Origin of the sequence: Pseudomonas sp. B19(2017), from assembly GCF_002113165.1 — a bacterium.
In the GTDB taxonomy this organism is placed as follows: Bacteria; Pseudomonadota; Gammaproteobacteria; order Pseudomonadales; family Pseudomonadaceae; genus Aquipseudomonas.
In genome coordinates, this window is sequence record NZ_NEJR01000009.1 from 144,604 (window position 1) to 161,190 (window position 16,587).

Annotated in this window: 18 protein-coding genes and 1 other RNA gene; 13 read left to right on the plus strand and 6 right to left on the minus strand. The window is 63.6% G+C overall.

Features of this window, described 5'->3' with window-relative positions; translation table 11 throughout:
- The first annotated feature begins 4 nt into the window (after positions 1-4).
- The 10 genes from CAF70_RS14685 (at position 5) to CAF70_RS14730 (ending at position 10,009) form a co-directional block, all read left to right on the plus strand.
- Complete coding sequence (locus tag CAF70_RS14685; RefSeq protein ID WP_085625492.1) at positions 5-202, plus strand: cbb3-type cytochrome c oxidase subunit 3; 198 nt, start codon at positions 5-7, stop codon at positions 200-202.
- Positions 199-1,176, plus strand: a complete 978-nt coding sequence (gene ccoP, locus CAF70_RS14690) for a cytochrome-c oxidase, cbb3-type subunit III (RefSeq protein WP_085625439.1) — start codon at positions 199-201, stop codon at positions 1,174-1,176. Before CAF70_RS14685 ends, ccoP begins: the two co-directional genes overlap by 4 nt.
- A 320-nt stretch (positions 1,177-1,496) precedes the next feature.
- On the plus strand, positions 1,497-2,912 hold the full coding sequence (ccoG, locus tag CAF70_RS14695; RefSeq protein ID WP_085625440.1) for a cytochrome c oxidase accessory protein CcoG: 1,416 nt from the start codon (positions 1,497-1,499) through the stop codon (positions 2,910-2,912).
- A gap of 15 nt (positions 2,913-2,927) precedes the next feature.
- Entirely contained in the window at positions 2,928-3,455 is a 528-nt protein-coding gene (locus CAF70_RS14700; protein WP_085592831.1) for a FixH family protein, read from the plus strand.
- Positions 3,456-3,591: 136 nt separating this feature from the next.
- Positions 3,592-6,066: a heavy metal translocating P-type ATPase gene (locus CAF70_RS14705; protein ID WP_085625441.1), complete on the plus strand. Its 2,475-nt coding sequence runs from the start codon at positions 3,592-3,594 to the stop codon at positions 6,064-6,066.
- Complete coding sequence (gene ccoS, locus CAF70_RS14710; RefSeq protein WP_085625442.1) at positions 6,045-6,260, plus strand: cbb3-type cytochrome oxidase assembly protein CcoS; 216 nt, start codon at positions 6,045-6,047, stop codon at positions 6,258-6,260. The genes CAF70_RS14705 and ccoS overlap by 22 nt, the downstream gene beginning before the upstream one ends.
- Positions 6,253-6,936 (plus strand): sulfite exporter TauE/SafE family protein, encoded by a 684-nt coding sequence (locus CAF70_RS14715; RefSeq protein ID WP_085625443.1) that lies wholly within the window; start codon positions 6,253-6,255, stop codon positions 6,934-6,936. The genes ccoS and CAF70_RS14715 overlap by 8 nt, the downstream gene beginning before the upstream one ends.
- 168 nt (positions 6,937-7,104) lie before the next feature.
- Positions 7,105-8,487 (plus strand): oxygen-independent coproporphyrinogen III oxidase, encoded by a 1,383-nt coding sequence (hemN, locus tag CAF70_RS14720; protein WP_085625444.1) that lies wholly within the window; start codon positions 7,105-7,107, stop codon positions 8,485-8,487.
- A gap of 183 nt (positions 8,488-8,670) precedes the next feature.
- Positions 8,671-9,405 carry a Crp/Fnr family transcriptional regulator FnrA gene (fnrA, locus tag CAF70_RS14725; RefSeq protein ID WP_015271145.1) on the plus strand — a complete coding sequence of 245 codons (735 nt, stop codon included), beginning with the start codon at positions 8,671-8,673 and terminating at the stop codon, positions 9,403-9,405.
- A gap of 55 nt (positions 9,406-9,460) precedes the next feature.
- Positions 9,461-10,009, plus strand: coding sequence for an adenine phosphoribosyltransferase (locus tag CAF70_RS14730; protein ID WP_009683910.1), 549 nt, complete (start codon positions 9,461-9,463; stop codon positions 10,007-10,009).
- A gap of 41 nt (positions 10,010-10,050) precedes the next feature.
- Here CAF70_RS14730 and recR read toward each other — a convergent pair whose 3' ends face one another.
- The 3 genes from recR to dnaX all read right to left on the minus strand — a co-directional run bounded on the left by recR (position 10,051) and on the right by dnaX (position 13,248).
- On the minus strand, positions 10,051-10,653 hold the full coding sequence (gene recR / locus CAF70_RS14735; RefSeq protein ID WP_025754785.1) for a recombination mediator RecR: 603 nt from the start codon (positions 10,651-10,653) through the stop codon (positions 10,051-10,053).
- A 128-nt stretch (positions 10,654-10,781) separates the two neighbouring features.
- On the minus strand, positions 10,782-11,117 hold the full coding sequence (locus CAF70_RS14740) for a YbaB/EbfC family nucleoid-associated protein (RefSeq protein ID WP_085625445.1): 336 nt from the start codon (positions 11,115-11,117) through the stop codon (positions 10,782-10,784).
- A 64-nt stretch (positions 11,118-11,181) separates the two neighbouring features.
- Positions 11,182-13,248 carry a DNA polymerase III subunit gamma/tau gene (gene dnaX / locus CAF70_RS14745; protein WP_085625446.1) on the minus strand — a complete coding sequence of 689 codons (2,067 nt, stop codon included), beginning with the start codon at positions 13,246-13,248 and terminating at the stop codon, positions 11,182-11,184.
- A 122-nt stretch (positions 13,249-13,370) separates the two neighbouring features.
- Between dnaX and CAF70_RS14750 the strand changes: the two genes are divergently transcribed.
- Positions 13,371-14,138: an ABC transporter substrate-binding protein gene (locus CAF70_RS14750; RefSeq protein WP_085625447.1), complete on the plus strand. Its 768-nt coding sequence runs from the start codon at positions 13,371-13,373 to the stop codon at positions 14,136-14,138.
- Positions 14,139-14,375: 237 nt separating this feature from the next.
- On the opposite strand, the gene CAF70_RS14760 is transcribed toward CAF70_RS14750, so the two are convergent.
- Positions 14,376-14,651 carry a hypothetical protein gene (locus CAF70_RS14760; protein ID WP_085625449.1) on the minus strand — a complete coding sequence of 92 codons (276 nt, stop codon included), beginning with the start codon at positions 14,649-14,651 and terminating at the stop codon, positions 14,376-14,378.
- A gap of 414 nt (positions 14,652-15,065) precedes the next feature.
- On the opposite strand from CAF70_RS14760, the gene CAF70_RS14765 reads away from it, so the two are divergent.
- Complete coding sequence (locus CAF70_RS14765) at positions 15,066-15,245, plus strand: hypothetical protein (protein ID WP_085625450.1); 180 nt, start codon at positions 15,066-15,068, stop codon at positions 15,243-15,245.
- A gap of 9 nt (positions 15,246-15,254) precedes the next feature.
- Here CAF70_RS14765 and CAF70_RS14770 read toward each other — a convergent pair whose 3' ends face one another.
- On the minus strand, positions 15,255-15,737 hold the full coding sequence (locus CAF70_RS14770) for a DUF2938 domain-containing protein (protein WP_085625451.1): 483 nt from the start codon (positions 15,735-15,737) through the stop codon (positions 15,255-15,257).
- Between the two features lie 82 nt (positions 15,738-15,819).
- On the opposite strand from CAF70_RS14770, the gene CAF70_RS14775 reads away from it, so the two are divergent.
- Entirely contained in the window at positions 15,820-16,239 is a 420-nt protein-coding gene (locus CAF70_RS14775) for a helix-turn-helix domain-containing protein (RefSeq protein WP_085625452.1), read from the plus strand.
- Between the two features lie 28 nt (positions 16,240-16,267).
- Here the strand turns inward: CAF70_RS14775 and ffs are convergent.
- Positions 16,268-16,364: signal recognition particle sRNA small type (gene ffs, locus CAF70_RS14780), an RNA gene on the minus strand.
- Positions 16,365-16,587 lie beyond the last annotated feature (223 nt).

Here is a 16,587-nt window from a genome sequence, read left to right on the forward strand (position 1 = left end):
GCTGATGGATATCGGGATGATTCGCGGTCTGGGCACCGTCGTGGTGATGGTGGCCTTCGTGGGCCTGGCGCTGTGGGTGTTCAACCCACGGCGCAAGAAGGACTTCGACGAAGCGACCCAACTGCCTTTCGCGGATGACCCCGCAGCCTGCCGCCACGTCGAGCAAGAGCACGAAAAAGCTTCTGGGAGCAAAAAACAATGACAACCTTCTGGAGTCTGTACGTTACCGTCCTGACCCTGGGCACCATCTTCTCGTTGACCTGGCTGCTGCTGTCGACCCGCAAGGGCCAGCGCGAAGAGGTCACCGACGAAACCGTCGGGCATGCCTTCGATGGCATCGAGGAGTACGACAACCCGCTGCCTAAATGGTGGTTCTGGCTGTTCGTCGGCACCATCGTCTTCGCCCTCGGCTACCTGGTGCTGTACCCGGGCCTGGGCAACTGGAAAGGCGTCCTGCCGGGCTACGCGTACCTGGATAACGACAAGCAGACCGAGTTCTCCAACGGCCAACCGGGCTGGACCGGTGTGCATGAGTGGGAAAAGGAAATGGCCAAGGCCGACGCCCGCTTCGGGCCGATCTTCGCCAAGTTCGCCGCCATGCCTATCGAGGAAGTGGCCAAGGACCCGCAGGCACTGAAAATGGGCGCGCGGCTGTTCGCCTCGAACTGCTCGGTGTGCCACGGCTCCGACGCCAAGGGTGCCTTCGGCTTCCCCAACCTGACCGACAACGACTGGCGCTGGGGTGGCGAGCCGGACACCATCAAGACCACCATCATGGGCGGCCGCCACGGCGTGATGCCGGCCTGGGCCGAGGTGATCGGTGATCAGGGTGTGGCTGACGTGGCGGCGTTCGTGGTCAGCAAGCTGGATGGCCGTACGCTGCCGGAAGGCGCGAAGGCCGATGCCGAGAACGGGCAGAAGATCTTTGCCGCCAACTGCGTGGCCTGCCACGGACCTGAGGGCAAGGGTACGCCAGCCATGGGCGCGCCGAACCTGACCCACCCGCAGGCATTCATCTACGGTTCGAGCTTTGCCCAGTTGCAGCAGACCATTCGTTATGGTCGCCAGGGGCAGATGCCGGCCCAGGAACAGCTGCAGGGGAATGACAAGGTGCACTTGCTGGCTGCATATGTGTACAGCCTGTCGCAGCAGGCTGAGCCGGCCAAGGCCGAGTAAGCAGGCCCGGCCTCTTCGCGGGCTTGCCCGCTCCCACAGGGACTACACCCACCTCAAGACTGGTGAGGAACCTGTGGGAGCGGGCAAGCCCGCGAAGAGGCCGGTACAGCCTTGCATTTGTTGCAGGCCCCATGACCTGGATCAATTGACACCCGCCATAACACGATTCACGCCACGAACCCAACGCGACTAAAGGTCGCAGCGCGACCCCATACTGCCATCAGCGGCGTATCATGGGCCGCAGAGCGCTAGCAGATTGCGCGAGACTGCGGCCGGCACGCACTGGCTGCGGCGTTTCTCCACTGCCGTGGGACTTGATGATGAGCAAGCAAATTCCGGTACATGACGTCACCCCGCCTGCCAACAAAGGGAAGGATTCCGTCGACCTCTACGCCTCCCGGGAGAAGATCTACACACGCGCCTTCACCGGCTTGTTCCGACGCTTGCGCATGGTCGGCGGGGCGGTGCTGTTCCTGCTGTATTTCGGCACCGTGTGGTTGAACTGGGGCGGCCACCAGGCCGTGTGGTGGAACCTGCCCGAACGCAAGTTCTACATCTTCGGTGCCACCATCTGGCCGCAAGATTTCATCCTGCTGTCGGGCATCCTCATCGTCGCCGCCTTCGGCCTGTTCTTCATCACTGTGTTCGCCGGCCGGGTGTGGTGTGGCTACACCTGTCCACAAAGTGTGTGGACATGGATTTTCATGTGGTGCGAAAAAATCACCGAAGGCGACCGCAACCAGCGCATGAAGCTCGACAAAGCTCCCATGAGCGGCAACAAGTTCCTGCGCAAGTTCGCCAAGCACAGCCTGTGGCTGCTGATCGGTTTCGTCACCGGCATGACCTTCGTCGGCTATTTCTCGCCGATCCGCGAACTGGCCACCGAATTCTTCACAGGCCAAGCCGACGGCTGGGCCTACTTCTGGGTCGGCTTCTTCACCCTCGCCACCTACGGCAACGCCGGTTGGCTGCGCGAGCAGGTATGCGTGTACATGTGCCCCTACGCGCGCTTCCAGAGCGTGATGTTCGACAAGGACACGCTGATCGTTTCCTACGACCCGCGTCGTGGCGAAACCCGCGGCCCGCGTAAAAAGGACATGGACTACAAGGCCGCAGGCCTGGGCGACTGCATCGACTGCACCATGTGCGTGCAGGTCTGCCCCACCGGCATCGACATCCGTGACGGCCTGCAGATCGAGTGTATCGGCTGCGCCGCATGCATCGACGCCTGTGACAACATCATGGACAAGATGAACTACCCCAAAGGGCTGATCAGCTACACCACCGAGCACAACCTGTCCGGGCAGAAGACCCACCTGCTGCGCCCGCGCCTGATCGGCTATGCCGTGGTGCTGCTGGTGATGATGGTCGGTCTGGCCACCGCCTTCGCTACCCGTTCACTGGTCGGCTTCGACGTCAGCAAGGACCGCGTGCTGTACCGCGAGAACGCCCAGGGCCGGATCGAGAACGTGTACAGCCTGAAGGTGATGAACAAGGACCAGCGTGACCACGTCTACGTGCTGGACGCCACCGGCCTGCCGGACCTGAAGCTTGAGGGCCAGCGCGAGATCCGCGTGGACGCTGGCGATATCGTCAGCCTGCCGGTGCAATTGTCGATCGCGCCCGAGAAACTGCCGTCGACCACCAACGAAATCACCTTCATCCTCAAGAGCGCCGATGACAGCGACGCCCAGGTTGAAGCCAAGAGCCGCTTCATCGGCCCACAGATCCGCTAAGAGAGATAACCCACAATGCCTGCCACCGCCGCCAGCCCTTGGTACAAACACCTCTGGCCCTGGATCATCATCGGCATCCTCGCCACCTCGGTGTGCCTGAGCCTGACCATGGTCAGCATCGCCGTGCACAACCCGGACAACCTGGTGAACGACAACTACTACGAGGCTGGCAAGGGCATCAACCGCTCGCTGGACCGTGAACTGCTGGCACAGACGCTGGGCCTGAAGGCCGGCGTGCACCTGGATGAGCTGACCGGCGAAGTCGATGTGCGCCTGGCCGGCAACAGCGACCCGCAGAGCCTGGAACTGAACCTGATTTCGCCCACCCAGCCGGAGAAAGACCGCAAGGTGCTGCTGAGCCGGGTCGAGGCCGGGCGCTATGTGGGGCAGTTGGAGGACAAGGTTGACGGGCGTCGTTTCGTTGAATTGCTGGGTAGTGAAGGTGGCCAGGTATGGCGCTTGTTCGAGGAAGAGAAGGTCGAGCATGGTGTGACCTTGCAGTTGGGTGACGAAGCTTTGCAAGGTGCCGAGCACCAGCAGTAGCGACACCGCAAACCCCTGTGGGAGCGGGCATGCCCGCGAATGCGACAGCTCAGGCAAAGGTGTTTTCAGGCCTGACGCTTTCGCGGGCATGCCCGCTCCCACAGGGTTTCCTATGTGCCTGAGCAGTGCTTGCCTTATGACCCAGCCCACCCCCTGCTACCACTGCGCCCTGCCCGTCCCCGCCGGCAGCCGCTTCACCGCCGTGGTTCTCGGCCAGCCTCGGCAGTTCTGCTGCCCCGGCTGCCAGGCGGTGGCCGAGTCGATCGTCGCCGGCGGCCTCGAGCACTACTACCAGCACCGTAGCGACAACAGTGCCAACCCCGAGGCCCTGCCCAGGCAGCTACAGGACGAACTGGCCCTGTATGACCGCAGCGACGTGCAACAGACCTTCGTCCGCCACCAGGGCGAACTGGCCGAAACCACCCTGCTGCTCGAAGGCATCAGCTGCGCCGCCTGCGGCTGGCTGATCGAAAAGCACCTGCGCAACCTGCCCGGCGTCGCCGAAGCGCGCCTGAACCTGTCCAACCACCGTCTGCTGCTGAACTGGGACGACAAGCAACTGCCGCTCTCGCGCCTGCTCGCCGAGCTGCGCCAGATCGGCTACGCCGCCCACCCCTATCAGCCCGACCAGGCCGCCGAGCAACTGGCCCGGGAAAACCGCAGCGCCTTGCGCCGCCTGGGCGTGGCAGGGCTGCTGTGGTTCCAGGCGATGATGGCAACCATGGCTACCTGGCCGGAATTCAACATCGACCTGTCACCCGAACTGCACACCATCCTGCGCTGGGTGGCGCTGTTCCTGACAATCCCCATTGTGTTCTACAGCTGCGCACCCTTCTTCAAGGGCGCGGCACGCGACCTGCGCACCCGCCACCTGACCATGGACGTTTCGGTGTCGCTGGCCATTGGCCTGGCCTTCGGCGCCGGTATCTGGACCGCCATCACCGGCAGCGGCGAGCTGTATTTCGACACCGTGGGCATGTTCGCGCTGTTCCTGCTCACCGGCCGCTACCTGGAGCGCCGTGCCCGCGAACGCACCGCCGCGGCCACGGCGCAGCTGGTAAACCTGCTACCGGCCTCGTGCCTGCGCCTGGACGCCGTCGGCCACAGCGAACGCATCCTGCTCAGCGAACTGCAGTGTGGTGACACGGTACAGGTGCTGCCAGGCGCGGTAATACCCGCCGACGGGCGCATCGTCGAAGGCCGCTCCAGCATCGATGAATCGCTGCTGACCGGTGAATACCTGCCGCAACCGCGGCAGGTCGGCGAGCGGGTTACCGGCGGCACCCTGAATGTCGAAAGCACCCTGAACGTGCAGGTCGAAGCCCTCGGCCACGACTCGCGGTTGTCGGCCATCGTCCGCCTGCTGGAACGCGCCCAGACCGAAAAACCGCGCCTGGCCGAAATCGCCGACCGCGCCTCGCAGTGGTTCCTGCTGTTCTCGCTGCTGGCCGCCGCGGCCATCGGCCTGTGGTGGTGGTACCTGGACCCGGCGCGGGCGTTCTGGATCGTATTGGCCATGCTGGTAGCGACCTGCCCTTGCGCGCTGTCCCTGGCTACGCCAACGGCGCTGACTGCAGCCACCGGCACCTTGCACAAGCTCGGCCTGCTGGTAACCCGTGGCCATGTGCTGGAAGGCCTGAACCAGATCGACACGGTGATTTTCGACAAGACCGGCACGCTGACCGAAGGCCGCCTGACCTTGCGCAGCATCCGCCCGCTCGGCAGCCTGCCCGCCGACCGCTGCCTGGCCTTGGCTGCGGCACTGGAGAACCGCTCCGAACACCCCATCGCCCGCGCCTTCGGCCGCACCGCCACGCCTGCTGACGATGTGCAGACCGTACCGGGCCTGGGCCTGGAAGGGCTGGTCGAAGGCCAGCACCTGCGCATAGGCCAGGCCACCTTCGTCTGTGCCCTGAGCGGCGCGGAAGTCCCCGGCGTGCCGGAGCCACGCGGCCAGTGGCTGCTGCTGGGCGACGGCCAGGGCCCGCTGGCCTGGTTCGGCCTGGACGACCGCCTGCGCGACGACGCCCCTGCACTGCTGGCAGCCTGCAAGGCCCGTGGCTGGCGCACGCTGCTGCTGTCGGGCGACAGCTCGCCGATGGTTGCCGAAGTGGCCGCGCAACTGGGTATCGACCAGGCCATCGGTGGCCTGCGCCCGGACGACAAACTGGACCGGCTGAAGGCGCTGCAGGCGGCCGGGCGCAAGGTGCTGATGCTGGGCGACGGGGTCAACGACGTGCCGGTGCTGGCCGCCGCCGACATCAGCATCGCCATGGGCAGCGCCACCGACCTGGCCAAGACCAGTGCCGACGCCGTGCTGCTGTCCAACCGCCTGCAGGCGCTGGTACAGGCCTTCGCACTGGCCCGCCGCACCCACCGCAACATCCTCGAGAACCTGCTGTGGGCGACCCTGTATAATGGCCTGATGTTGCCGTTCGCCGCACTTGGCTGGATCACCCCGGTTTGGGCAGCCATCGGCATGTCGGTCAGTTCGCTGATCGTGGTACTCAACGCCCTGCGCCTGACCCGCCTGCCTCTGGCATCGGGCTTGCCAGCGAACCAAGCGCCCCTGCCCGGGAGGAAGTCGCCATGCCCGCCCTCTATGTCATGATTCCCGCGGCGCTGCTGCTGGTCGGCGTGGCCGTGTACATCTTCTTCTGGGCAGTGGACAGCGGCCAGTACGACGATCTGGATAGCCCTGCCCACAGCATCCTGTTCGACGACCAGGACCCGCGCCACCAGGCGGCGGTGAAGCCTGACGACAGCCAGGCCGACACTGACAAGGAACCCCCACCCCGTGCCTGATCTGCTGCCCCTGCTGGGCTCTGCGATGATCCTCGGCCTGCTCGGCGGCGGCCACTGCCTGGGCATGTGCGGCGGCCTGATGGGTGCGCTGACCCTGGCCATACCACCCGAACAACGTGGCCGGCGCTTGCGCCTGCTGCTGGCGTACAACCTGGGGCGTATTCTCAGTTATGCCTGTGCCGGCCTGCTGCTGGGCCTGGCCGGCTGGGCCGTGGCCAGCAGCCCGGCGGCGCTGGCACTGCGGGTGGTGGCGGCGCTGCTGTTGATCGCCATGGGGCTATACCTGGCCGGCTGGTGGAGCGGGCTGACCCGCATCGAGGCGCTGGGCCGGGGGCTGTGGCGGTATATCCAGCCAGTGGCTTCACGCTTGCTGCCGGTGTCCAGCCTGCCCCGCGCATTGCTGCTGGGGGCGCTGTGGGGGTGGTTGCCCTGCGGGTTGGTGTACAGCACCTTGCTGTGGGCGGCCAGCCAGGGTAATGCCGGGTACAGCGCGGCGCTGATGCTGGCGTTCGGGGTGGGGACATGGCCGGTGTTGCTGGCTACCGGATTAGCCGCGGAGCGGGTAAACATTTTGTTGAGACGCCGCAGTGTGCGGGTGGCTGGCGGTGTGCTGGTGATGCTTTTTGGCATCTGGACCCTGCCCGGGCCGCATCAGCACTGGTTGATGGGGCATTAATGGGGCCGCTCTGCGGCCCTTCGCGGGCATGCCCGCTCCCACAGGGCCATGCGTATACCCTGCGAAGGCTCGCAGAGCAGCCCTGATGCCCTTGATACAAATCAACACAGATTCCTACAGACGGCCATAGACTCAGGGGCACTGCTGCTCTTTCCGGGGACCGCCCTCATGCTCGACGACATTCGTTGGGATACCGACCTGATCCGCCGCTACGACCTGGCCGGGCCACGCTACACCTCCTACCCGACCGCCGTGCAACTGCACAGCGAAGTGGGCTCGTTCGACCTGCTGCACGCCCTGCGCGAGAGCCGTCGGGCCGTGCGCCCGCTGTCGCTGTACGTGCACGTGCCGTTCTGCGCCAACATCTGCTACTACTGCGCCTGCAACAAGGTCATCACCAAGGACCGCGGCCGTGCCGCGCCCTACCTGAAGCGCCTGGAGCAGGAAATCCAGCTGATCGCCTGCCACCTCGACTCCAGACAACGTGTTGAACAGCTGCATTTCGGCGGCGGCACACCGACCTTCCTCAGCCATGTGGAGTTGCGCCAGCTGATGGCCACCCTGCGCCAGCACTTCCACCTGCTGGACGACGACTCCGGCGACTATGGCATCGAGATCGACCCGCGCGAAGCCGACTGGTCGACCATGGGCCTGCTCCGCGAGCTGGGCTTCAACCGGGTCAGCCTGGGCGTGCAGGACCTCGACCCGACCGTACAGCGCGCGGTCAACCGCCTGCAGAGCCTGGAACAGACCCGAACCCTGATCGAAGCCGCGCGCACCCTGCAGTTCCGCTCGATCAACCTCGACCTGATCTACGGCCTGCCCAAGCAAACCCCGGAAGGCTTTGCCCGCACCGTCGAAGAAGTGATCCGCCTGCAACCCGACCGCCTGTCGGTGTTCAACTATGCCCACCTGCCCGAGCGCTTCATGCCGCAACGGCGTATCGACAGCAGCGACCTGCCCAGTGCGGCCGCCAAACTGGAGATGCTGCACGCCACCATCGACCAGCTGACCGCAGCTGGCTACCGCTACATCGGCATGGACCACTTCGCCCTGCCCGACGACGAGCTGGCCATCGCCCAGGAAGAAGGCACCCTGCAGCGCAACTTCCAAGGCTACACCACCCATGGGCACTGCGACCTGATCGGCCTGGGCGTGTCGGCCATCAGCCAGATCGGCGACTTGTACTGCCAGAACAGCAGCGACCTCAACAGCTACCAGGACAGCCTGTCCAACGCCCAGCTGGCGACCCAGCGCGGCCTGCTGTGCAACCACGACGATCGCATACGCCGGGCGGTGATCCAGCAGCTGATCTGCCATTTCGAGCTGGATTTCGAGCCGATCGAACAGGCCTTCAGCATCGATTTTCGTGGCTACTTCAATGACCTCTGGCCAGAACTACTGACCTTGCAGCGCGACGGCCTGATCCGCCTGGACGACAAAGGTATCCGCATCCTGCCGGCCGGCCGCCTGCTGGCGCGCTCGGTGTGCATGGTATTCGACGCCTACCTGGCAATGCACAACCGCCAGCGCTTTTCGCGAGTGATCTGATACCGGGTCATTCAACCGCATGGACAAGTTTCCTTGCCAGGCACACCATGGGCACAGCGAAGGCCCCGGCGCACCCGCCGGGGCCAGTCCAGTTCGCACCACAACAGCGCACGCTGGCCTACAACCTACGCCGTGAGTTACCCTTACGTCTTATGTGTGCTTTCCCACAAGGATCGAATGAAAATGTCCGAGCCAGTCAAACTGCGCCCACACAACCAGGCCCATTGCAAGGACTGCAGCCTGGCCCCCCTGTGCCTGCCCCTGTCACTTAACCTGGAAGACATGGATGCACTGGACGAAATCGTCAAGCGTGGGCGACCGCTGAAAAAAGGCGAGTTCCTGTTCCGCCAGGGTGACAATTTCGGCTCGGTCTACGCAGTGCGTTCCGGCGCCCTGAAAACCTTCAGCCTCAGCGACAGCGGCGAAGAGCAGATCACCGGCTTCCACCTGCCCAGCGAGCTGGTCGGCCTGTCGGGCATGGACACCGAGGCTTATCCGGTGTCGGCCCAGGCCCAGGAAACCACTTCGGTGTGCGAGATCCCGTTCGAGCGCCTTGACGAACTGTCGGTGCAGCTGCCGCAGCTACGCCGCCAGCTGATGCGAGTAATGAGCCGGGAAATCCGCGACGATCAGCAAATGATGCTGCTGCTGTCGAAAAAAACCGCCGACGAGCGTATTGCCACCTTCCTGGTCAACCTGTCGGCGCGCTTCCGCGCCCGAGGCTATTCGGCCAACCAGTTCCGCCTGAGCATGTCGCGCAACGAAATCGGCAACTACCTGGGCCTGGCGGTGGAAACCGTGTCGCGGGTGTTCACCCGCTTCCAGCAGAATGGCCTGATTCGTGCCGAAGGCAAGGAAGTGCACATTCTCGACCCGATCCAGCTATGCGCGCTGGCCGGTGGTGCAATGGAGGCCTGAGGCCGGCGTTTAGCGGGTATACTTGGCCATTCGTTTTCCCAGGATACCCGCAACAATGCACAGCGACGCCTTCGACCTCAAAGCCTTGATTCGCCCGGTAGTGGACTTCCCCAAACCGGGTGTGATCTTCCGCGATATCACCCCGCTGTTCCAGTCACCGCGCGGGCTGCGCTATGTGGCCGACCAGTTCATCGAGCGCTATGTCGAAGCCGAGTTCAGCCACATCGGCGCCATGGATGCGCGGGGCTTTCTGATTGGCTCGATCATCGCCCACCAGCTGAACAAGCCACTGATCCTGTTCCGCAAGCAGGGCAAGCTGCCGGCTGACGTGCTGAGCGAAGGTTACCAGACCGAGTACGGCGAAGCCTTCCTGGAAGTGCATGCCGACAGCCTGTGCGAAGGGGATTCGGTGTTGATCTTCGATGACTTGATTGCTACTGGCGGTACGCTGCTGGCAGCGGCCAACCTGGTGCGTCGAACCGGGGCACAGGTGTTCGAGGCGGCGGCGATCATCGATCTGCCGGAACTGGACGGGTCGCGCCGATTGCAGGCGGCCGGGGTACCGACGTTCTGCCTGACCGAGTTTTCTCTTAGCGAGTACTGAGTTGGGTTTTGGGGCTGCTTTGCGGCCCCTACAATTCTGAATCAGAGCGAAATCGGCCGCCGCCCTGCAAACGCATGGGCCAAGGTCCCACCATCCACCAGCTCCAGCTCGCCCCCCAGCGGCACACCATGGGCGATCCGCGACGCCACCAGCCCCTTCTCGCTCAGCAACTGGGCAATGTAATGCGCCGTCGCCTCCCCTTCCACCGTCGGGTTGGTCGCCAGGATCACCTCGGTGAAGGTGCCCTGCTCCTCGATCCGCGCCATCAGCTGCGGAATCCCGATCGCCTCCGGCCCCAGCCCGTCCAGTGGTGACAAGTGGCCCTTGAGCACGAAGTACCGGCCACGGTAACCGGTCTGCTCCACCGCATATACATCGGTCGGCCCCTCGACCACGCACAACTGGGTGTCGTCACGGCGCGTGTCGGCGCATTGCGGGCACAGTTCCTGCTCGGTCAGGGTGCGGCACTGGCGGCAATGCCCAACCCCTTCCATGGCCTGGGTCAAGGCCTGGGCCAGGCGCAGGCCACCACTGCGGTCACGCTCGAGCAGTTGCAGGGCCATGCGCTGGGCGGTTTTCTGGCCGACACCTGGCAGGATGCGCAGGCCGTCGATCAGTTGGCGGATGAGGGGGCTGAAGCTCATGGGAAAGGCCTGACAAATCAATAAGAGGCGGTTTATACCCAGCGGGGGCGGTGGCGTCAAATCAGCCTTGCGCGCACAAAAAAACCGCCGCTGAACATCAGCGGCGGTTTTCGGTAACGCAAATGCCCTTAGAACGGCATCTTGAAGCCCGGCGGCAGTTGCATGCCGGCGGTCATGCTGCCCATTTTGTCCTGGCTGTTCTGCTCGACCTTGCGCACGGCGTCGTTCAGCGCCGCTGCGATCAGGTCTTCCAGCACTTCCTTGTCGTCTTCATCAGTCGACATCAGGCTCTGGTCGATGCTGACACGCTTGACGTCGTGACGACCGGTCATCACCACGCTCACCAGGCCGCCACCGGACTGGCCGGTAACTTCGGCGCTGGCCAGCTCTTCCTGCATCTTCTGCATCTTTTCCTGCATCTGCTGGGCCTGCTTCATCAGGCCGGCCATGCCACCTTTCATCATGGGGGTATACCTCGATTGGGTCATGTGATGCGGCCCGGCACCTGGCCAGCCGCATGGTTATCCGTTACTGGCCCTGGTTAACCAGGGCTTCTACAGGCTCAATAGTATCCTGCCGCACCTTGGCACCGAACAGCTTGATCATCTGCTGGATCAACGGATCCTGCTCGATCGACACCACGGCCTCGTGCTGGCGCTCTCTACGCTTGCGCGCCGCGGCCTGGGCCGGGGTTTCCTGCTCGGGCAGGATCAGCTCGATACGCAGGTTCAGCGTGCGCCCCAGGTGCTGGTTGAGCGCTTCGTTCAGGCGCCGCTGCTGGGTGGCGTTGAACAGCGCACCCTGGCCAGGGTCCAGATGCAGCAGCCAGTCGTCGCCCTCAGCGGCAATCAACGTACAGTTTGCCGCGATGTTGCCTGTCATCCCGGATACAGGCAACTGTGGGAATAATTCCAGCCATTGCAAGGCCAGGCCAGTAGCGGGCTTGGCCGCTGGCAACGGTTCGGCTACCGGCTTGGGCGCGTCTTCCTGGACGTGTTCGGCCAGTTCGTCCAGGTAGCTGAAGCCGACCGGGTCGCTTTCGCCACCGTAATAGTCTTCGTCCAGCGGCGGCTCGTCGTCGCGGTCCATTCCTACGGCGGCATAGGCAGATGGGTCGAACGGCGGCTCATCATCGTGCGCCGGGGCGGCAGGCACGGGCGCAGGCGCTGGTTTCGGCGCAGGCGCAGGTACGGGCTCGGCCACTACCGGTGCAGGCGCTGCAGCGGGCTCTTCCCATGGCAGGTCAACCACCTCTGCCACCGGTTCCGGCTCTGGTTCGGGTTCGCTGACCGGGGCAGGTTCAGCTGCCACTACAGGCTGGACAACCGGCTGTGGCGCTGGCTCGACCGGCGCGGGCGCCTGTGGCGCGACAACCGGTGCAGCAGGTTCCACTGCAGCAGCGACGGGCGACGCCACGGCAACCGCCGGCGCTGCCACCGGTGTTGCAGGATCAGCTGTGGCCTGGCTGATCCCCACTGGCTTTAGTACCGGCTTCGGCGCGTCGTCGGTGTCGGCCGGGCGGAACGCCAGCATGCGCAACAGGACCATTTCGAAGCCGCCACGCGGGTCCGGCGCCAGGGGCAGGTCACGGCGGCCAATCAGGCCCATCTGGTAATAGAACTGCACGTCCTCGGCCGGCAATGCCGAGGCCAGCGCCAGCACCCGGTCGCGATCGCCTTGGCCGTTGTCCACCGCTTCCGGCAGCGCCTGGGCAATTGCCACGCGGTGCAGCACATTGAGCATCTCGGCCAGCACGCCAGCCCAGTCCGGCCCTTGCTCGGCCAGGTTGCGCACGGCTTCCAGCAAGGCCCGGGCATCGCCATCCAGCAGCGCCTGCAGCACACCATAGACCTGGCCATGGTCGAGGCTGCCGAGCATGGCCCGCACATCGGCGGCCAGCACCTTGCCTTCGCCAAAGGCGATGGCCTGGTCAGTCAGGCTCATGGCGTCGCGCATCGAGCCATCCGCCGCGCGGCCCAGCAGCCACAGGGCATCAGGCTCGAACGGCACGTTTTCGGCAGCCAGTACGTGGCTGAGGTGCTCGACCACCCGCTCCGGGCTCATGTTCTTCAGCGAGAATTGCAGGCAGCGCGACAGAATGGTAGCTGGCAGTTTCTGCGGGTCGGTGGTGGCGAGGATGAACTTGACGTAGGGTGGCGGCTCTTCCAGCGTCTTGAGCAAGGCGTTGAACGAGTGGGTCGAGAGCATGTGCACTTCGTCGATCAGGTAGACCTTGAAGCGCCCACGGCTCGGCGCGTACTGCACGTTATCGAGCAGTTCGCGGGTGTCCTCGACCTTGGTGCGGCTGGCGGCGTCGATCTCGATCAGGTCGACGAAACGGCCCTCGTCGATTTCCCGGCACACCGAGCAAGTGCCGCACGGCGTGGAAGTAATGCCGGTTTCGCAGTTCAGGCACTTGGCGATGATACGGGCGATGGTGGTCTTGCCCACGCCACGGGTACCGGTGAACAGGTAGGCATGGTGCAGGCGCTGGTTGTCCAAGGCGTTGATCAAGGCCTTGAGCACATGGGCCTGGCCGACCATTTCGCGGAACGAGCGCGGACGCCATTTACGTGCAAGAACCTGATAACTCATCGAAAAACCATCGTAGCCTGATCGAGCGGAAGATCGCTAATGCTAGCGGAGCGGGGGCAAAATTGCACCCTGCGCCGCTCGGCTAAGCTATGAAACTGTACGCTGTCCAGGGAGGATAAGCCTTGCGAAGATTACTGGCCTTGCTGTTGCTCTGGACCTCGCAGGGCATGGCCGAACAGCCGGTGCTGCGCTTTTCCGTGGCCGAGAGCTGGAGCATGCCGTTGGTGCGCATCGAAGGTGACCGGCCGGTTGAAGGCCTGCTGTACGACCTGACCCAGGCGCTAGCCAAAGAGGTGGGCGCACGCCCTGTGTACCATGTGATGGCCCGCCTGCGCCTGCAGGAGGCCATGGACCACGGAGATATCGACGTGCGCTGCTATGTCAGCAGTCAGTGGTTCGATGATCCTCCGAGGCAATTTGTCTGGAGCATTCCATTGATTCGCCAGCGCGACCTGCTGGTAGGCCGCCCGGGCGACAGCCCCCTGCTATCTCCGCAACAACTGCCACCCCAGGCGATCGGCACGGTGCTGGGCTATACCTATTCGACCCTGCAGCCTTTGCTTGACCAGGGTCGACTGCACCGTGAAGACAGCCGCAACCAGTTGCTGGTGCTACAGAAGCTGCAGGCCGGGCGGTATCGGCATGCGGTAAGCAACCAGTTGTCGTTGCAGTGGTTCAACCAGGGCTTGCCGACGGAGCAGCGCTTGCACGCGCTGGCGGTGCTGGAGGAACAGGACCTGGGGTGCATGGTGCGCAACGACCCGGCGATACCGGCACAGGAAGTGTTGCGGGCACTGGTGCGGATGAAGCAGTCGGGGGAAATCGAGCGAATGGTGCAGCGCTATGGGGGCCCGGGCTATCCGGCCACTATGTCTGTGGTTCGCCCCTGATTACCTGGCATACCGGCAGCAAGTGCAAATAACTCATTGAATTAGCAGGGACCCTGTGGGAGCGGGCAAGCCCGCGAAGGGCCGCAAAGCGGCCCCAATTTGCTTAACCGACCGACATCAGGGCAGCCCGAGAACACCGGCAAAGCCGGTGCCATCCACCGAGTTGCCGTCTTCGCGGGCATGCCCGCTCCCACAGGATTTTGCGGTGCTCTCATAATATCTATCGCAAGCTCAACATCACTGGCCTTTGCGCTCAAACGCCAGACTGACAGCATCCGCCTGCCCCCAGGCAATCTGCATGGCCCGCAACCCATGCTCCAGCAACTGCCGCGTCTCCTCGTCCTGGATACGCTCCAGCGCCCGCCGGCTGTCGCTATAAGCAAACATCAGATAGTGGGTGACATTCATCAACGCGAACTCCATCGGCACGATGCCTTCGTGGATGGCGCAGGAAAGGGATTTACCTTGGGGAAGCTCGAAGACGTGGGGTGGATCGGGGACTAGCTTTTTCATGACAGCTCCGTGTTGGCTGTGTTGTCCCTTTCTGCTTCCACACATCAGGGTGGCAACTGTACACGGAGTGGAAGACCAGGCACACGGTAGACCCGGCAGGTACGAATACCTCCCGTGCACAGCCGCCATAAAGGACAACTGTCCCGTGTGCCGCCCAGGCTTCCACACCCGATCGCTGAACCGACAGCGACCGCAAAAGCCTAGTGGGCGAGGTTTACTGGGACAATCAGACGGGAGTCGACGGAGTTCGTAGGATAATTCGTCGCACTTATCTGTCCCGTAGGAGTTTTCTCAGGCTGATGTCAGATCCATCTAAAAACTCACCGTGCCTGCAATCACCAACGCCATCACAGGCATCATGCACTTAGTCAACTCGACCTGAGCTTTCATTCATCCAGCCACAAGGAATCGCAAATGCGCCGTGCCACCCAAGCTCCCACTGAAAACATACAGAGCGAAGCCGAAATGCTCGCCGATGAGATACGCAGACTCCGAGAATCTTCCCCTTGGGAGGCTTTGATCCCGTTCAGCATCGGTGCAGGGTTTGCCTTGGTACTGCTGATTGCAGGCGTGCTGATCATGCGCTCACTCTAACCCCCGGCCCTAGGCCAGCAGAGCCGCACTCAAGTACAACCCCACACCAAACACGAAATGCGTAGCCAGGCTCTTCAGGCAGTTACGCGCAGGCGTCGGTGTCCTTGACGCAAAGAACCCCGCCCCCATCACCGGCTGCATGAAGCACAACGGCGCCACGACCGTAACCACACCCACCGCCACCGCAGGCAACAAAGTAGGCGCCAGCAACCACCCCTCCTCCACAAACCCAACCAGCAGCATCGCGAACAGCACGCCGATGGCGTAGTGAATCCCCCACCCCAACGCCAGCTCATGGCGAACCGGCTCGGCCTTGGCAATCGCCTGGTGCCGCACACGCCCGTGCAGCAAATGCCCCGCCCAACGCCCGACCATGGCGAAGTTCAGCGTGGCGACACCCAACCGCCTCAGCAGCAGCCCCCACAGGTCCATCACCATCGTGGCACCGATACCAATTGGCAAGGCAGCTGAAAACATCGCAGTAATCGTCATTGAACAAGCCCTCGAAGATTGACGGTCATCACCATGCCGCGCAGCATAGAAGTTGAAGTCAACTTCAAGTCAAGGGCCCGAAATGGACATTGCCGACGTCGCCAAACGCACAGGCGTACCTGCCTCGACGCTGCGTTACTACGAGAAGAAAGGTTTGCTCAAATCGCTCGCCGGGCACGGCCAGCGTCGGCAGTTTGCAGCCGATGTAGCAGACCGGTTGGCGCTGATCGCCCTGGGCCAGGCTGCGGGGTTTTCACTGGATGAAGTAGGGGCGATGCTGGTGGACCTGCAGGTCGACCGACAGATGCTGATGGCCAAGGCCGACGAACTGGATGCGCGGATCAAGCGCTTGCAGGCAATGAGCAAGGGCTTGCGACATGCGGCGCAGTGCCCGGAGGAAGATCATTTGGCATGCCCTAAATTCCAGCGGCTGATGAAGCTATCAGCGGCAGGAGCATTGGGCGAGAAGCAGGGCAGAACGAAGGCTTTCGCTGCAGATTGAGGTTTTCCGATCCCGGAAATGGAGGCGGCCCCACCAGCCACACCCCGGCACTCGATGTTCCCGCTATGGCTGCTCCCTTCCGGGCCTGACCAGGTTAACGGGTAATCAATGCGGGGGGACCGATGGGGCCACCACTACAAGGCTCGCTGAGCAGCGAGTGGCGCCATTGTACCGGTCTTGGGGGCAGATACAACCTCTGGAGGAGAAAAAGTCATCATTTCTCAATGACTTGTCCGGGTTGAGGGGGCAAGGGGCTGCCAACTCGCGGGTGAACCCGCTCCTGCAGGGGTAGCGCTGACAGCAAGACCAGCACAGGACCTGTGGGAGCGGGCGCGCCCGCGAAGCAGG

What these genes read in the sequence shown, in the direction of transcription:
- CAF70_RS14770 (WP_085625451.1), bottom strand. Translation starts at nt 15,737, where the DNA reads ATGACGATTACTGCGATGTTTTCAGCTGCCTTGCCAATTGGTATCGGT.
- ccoP (WP_085625439.1), top strand. Translation starts at nt 199, where the DNA reads ATGACAACCTTCTGGAGTCTGTACGTTACCGTCCTGACCCTGGGCACC.
- CAF70_RS14730 (WP_009683910.1), top strand. Translation starts at nt 9,461, where the DNA reads ATGCACAGCGACGCCTTCGACCTCAAAGCCTTGATTCGCCCGGTAGTG.
- CAF70_RS14775 (WP_085625452.1), top strand. Translation starts at nt 15,820, where the DNA reads ATGGACATTGCCGACGTCGCCAAACGCACAGGCGTACCTGCCTCGACG.
- CAF70_RS14705 (WP_085625441.1), top strand. Translation starts at nt 3,592, where the DNA reads ATGACCCAGCCCACCCCCTGCTACCACTGCGCCCTGCCCGTCCCCGCC.
- recR (WP_025754785.1), bottom strand. Translation starts at nt 10,653, where the DNA reads ATGAGCTTCAGCCCCCTCATCCGCCAACTGATCGACGGCCTGCGCATC.
- ccoS (WP_085625442.1), top strand. Translation starts at nt 6,045, where the DNA reads ATGCCCGCCCTCTATGTCATGATTCCCGCGGCGCTGCTGCTGGTCGGC.
- dnaX (WP_085625446.1), bottom strand. Translation starts at nt 13,248, where the DNA reads ATGAGTTATCAGGTTCTTGCACGTAAATGGCGTCCGCGCTCGTTCCGC.
- ccoG (WP_085625440.1), top strand. Translation starts at nt 1,497, where the DNA reads ATGAGCAAGCAAATTCCGGTACATGACGTCACCCCGCCTGCCAACAAA.
- CAF70_RS14685 (WP_085625492.1), top strand. Translation starts at nt 5, where the DNA reads ATGGATATCGGGATGATTCGCGGTCTGGGCACCGTCGTGGTGATGGTG.
- CAF70_RS14740 (WP_085625445.1), bottom strand. Translation starts at nt 11,117, where the DNA reads ATGATGAAAGGTGGCATGGCCGGCCTGATGAAGCAGGCCCAGCAGATG.
- CAF70_RS14700 (WP_085592831.1), top strand. Translation starts at nt 2,928, where the DNA reads ATGCCTGCCACCGCCGCCAGCCCTTGGTACAAACACCTCTGGCCCTGG.
- hemN (WP_085625444.1), top strand. Translation starts at nt 7,105, where the DNA reads ATGCTCGACGACATTCGTTGGGATACCGACCTGATCCGCCGCTACGAC.
- CAF70_RS14765 (WP_085625450.1), top strand. Translation starts at nt 15,066, where the DNA reads ATGCGCCGTGCCACCCAAGCTCCCACTGAAAACATACAGAGCGAAGCC.
- CAF70_RS14760 (WP_085625449.1), bottom strand. Translation starts at nt 14,651, where the DNA reads ATGAAAAAGCTAGTCCCCGATCCACCCCACGTCTTCGAGCTTCCCCAA.
- fnrA (WP_015271145.1), top strand. Translation starts at nt 8,671, where the DNA reads ATGTCCGAGCCAGTCAAACTGCGCCCACACAACCAGGCCCATTGCAAG.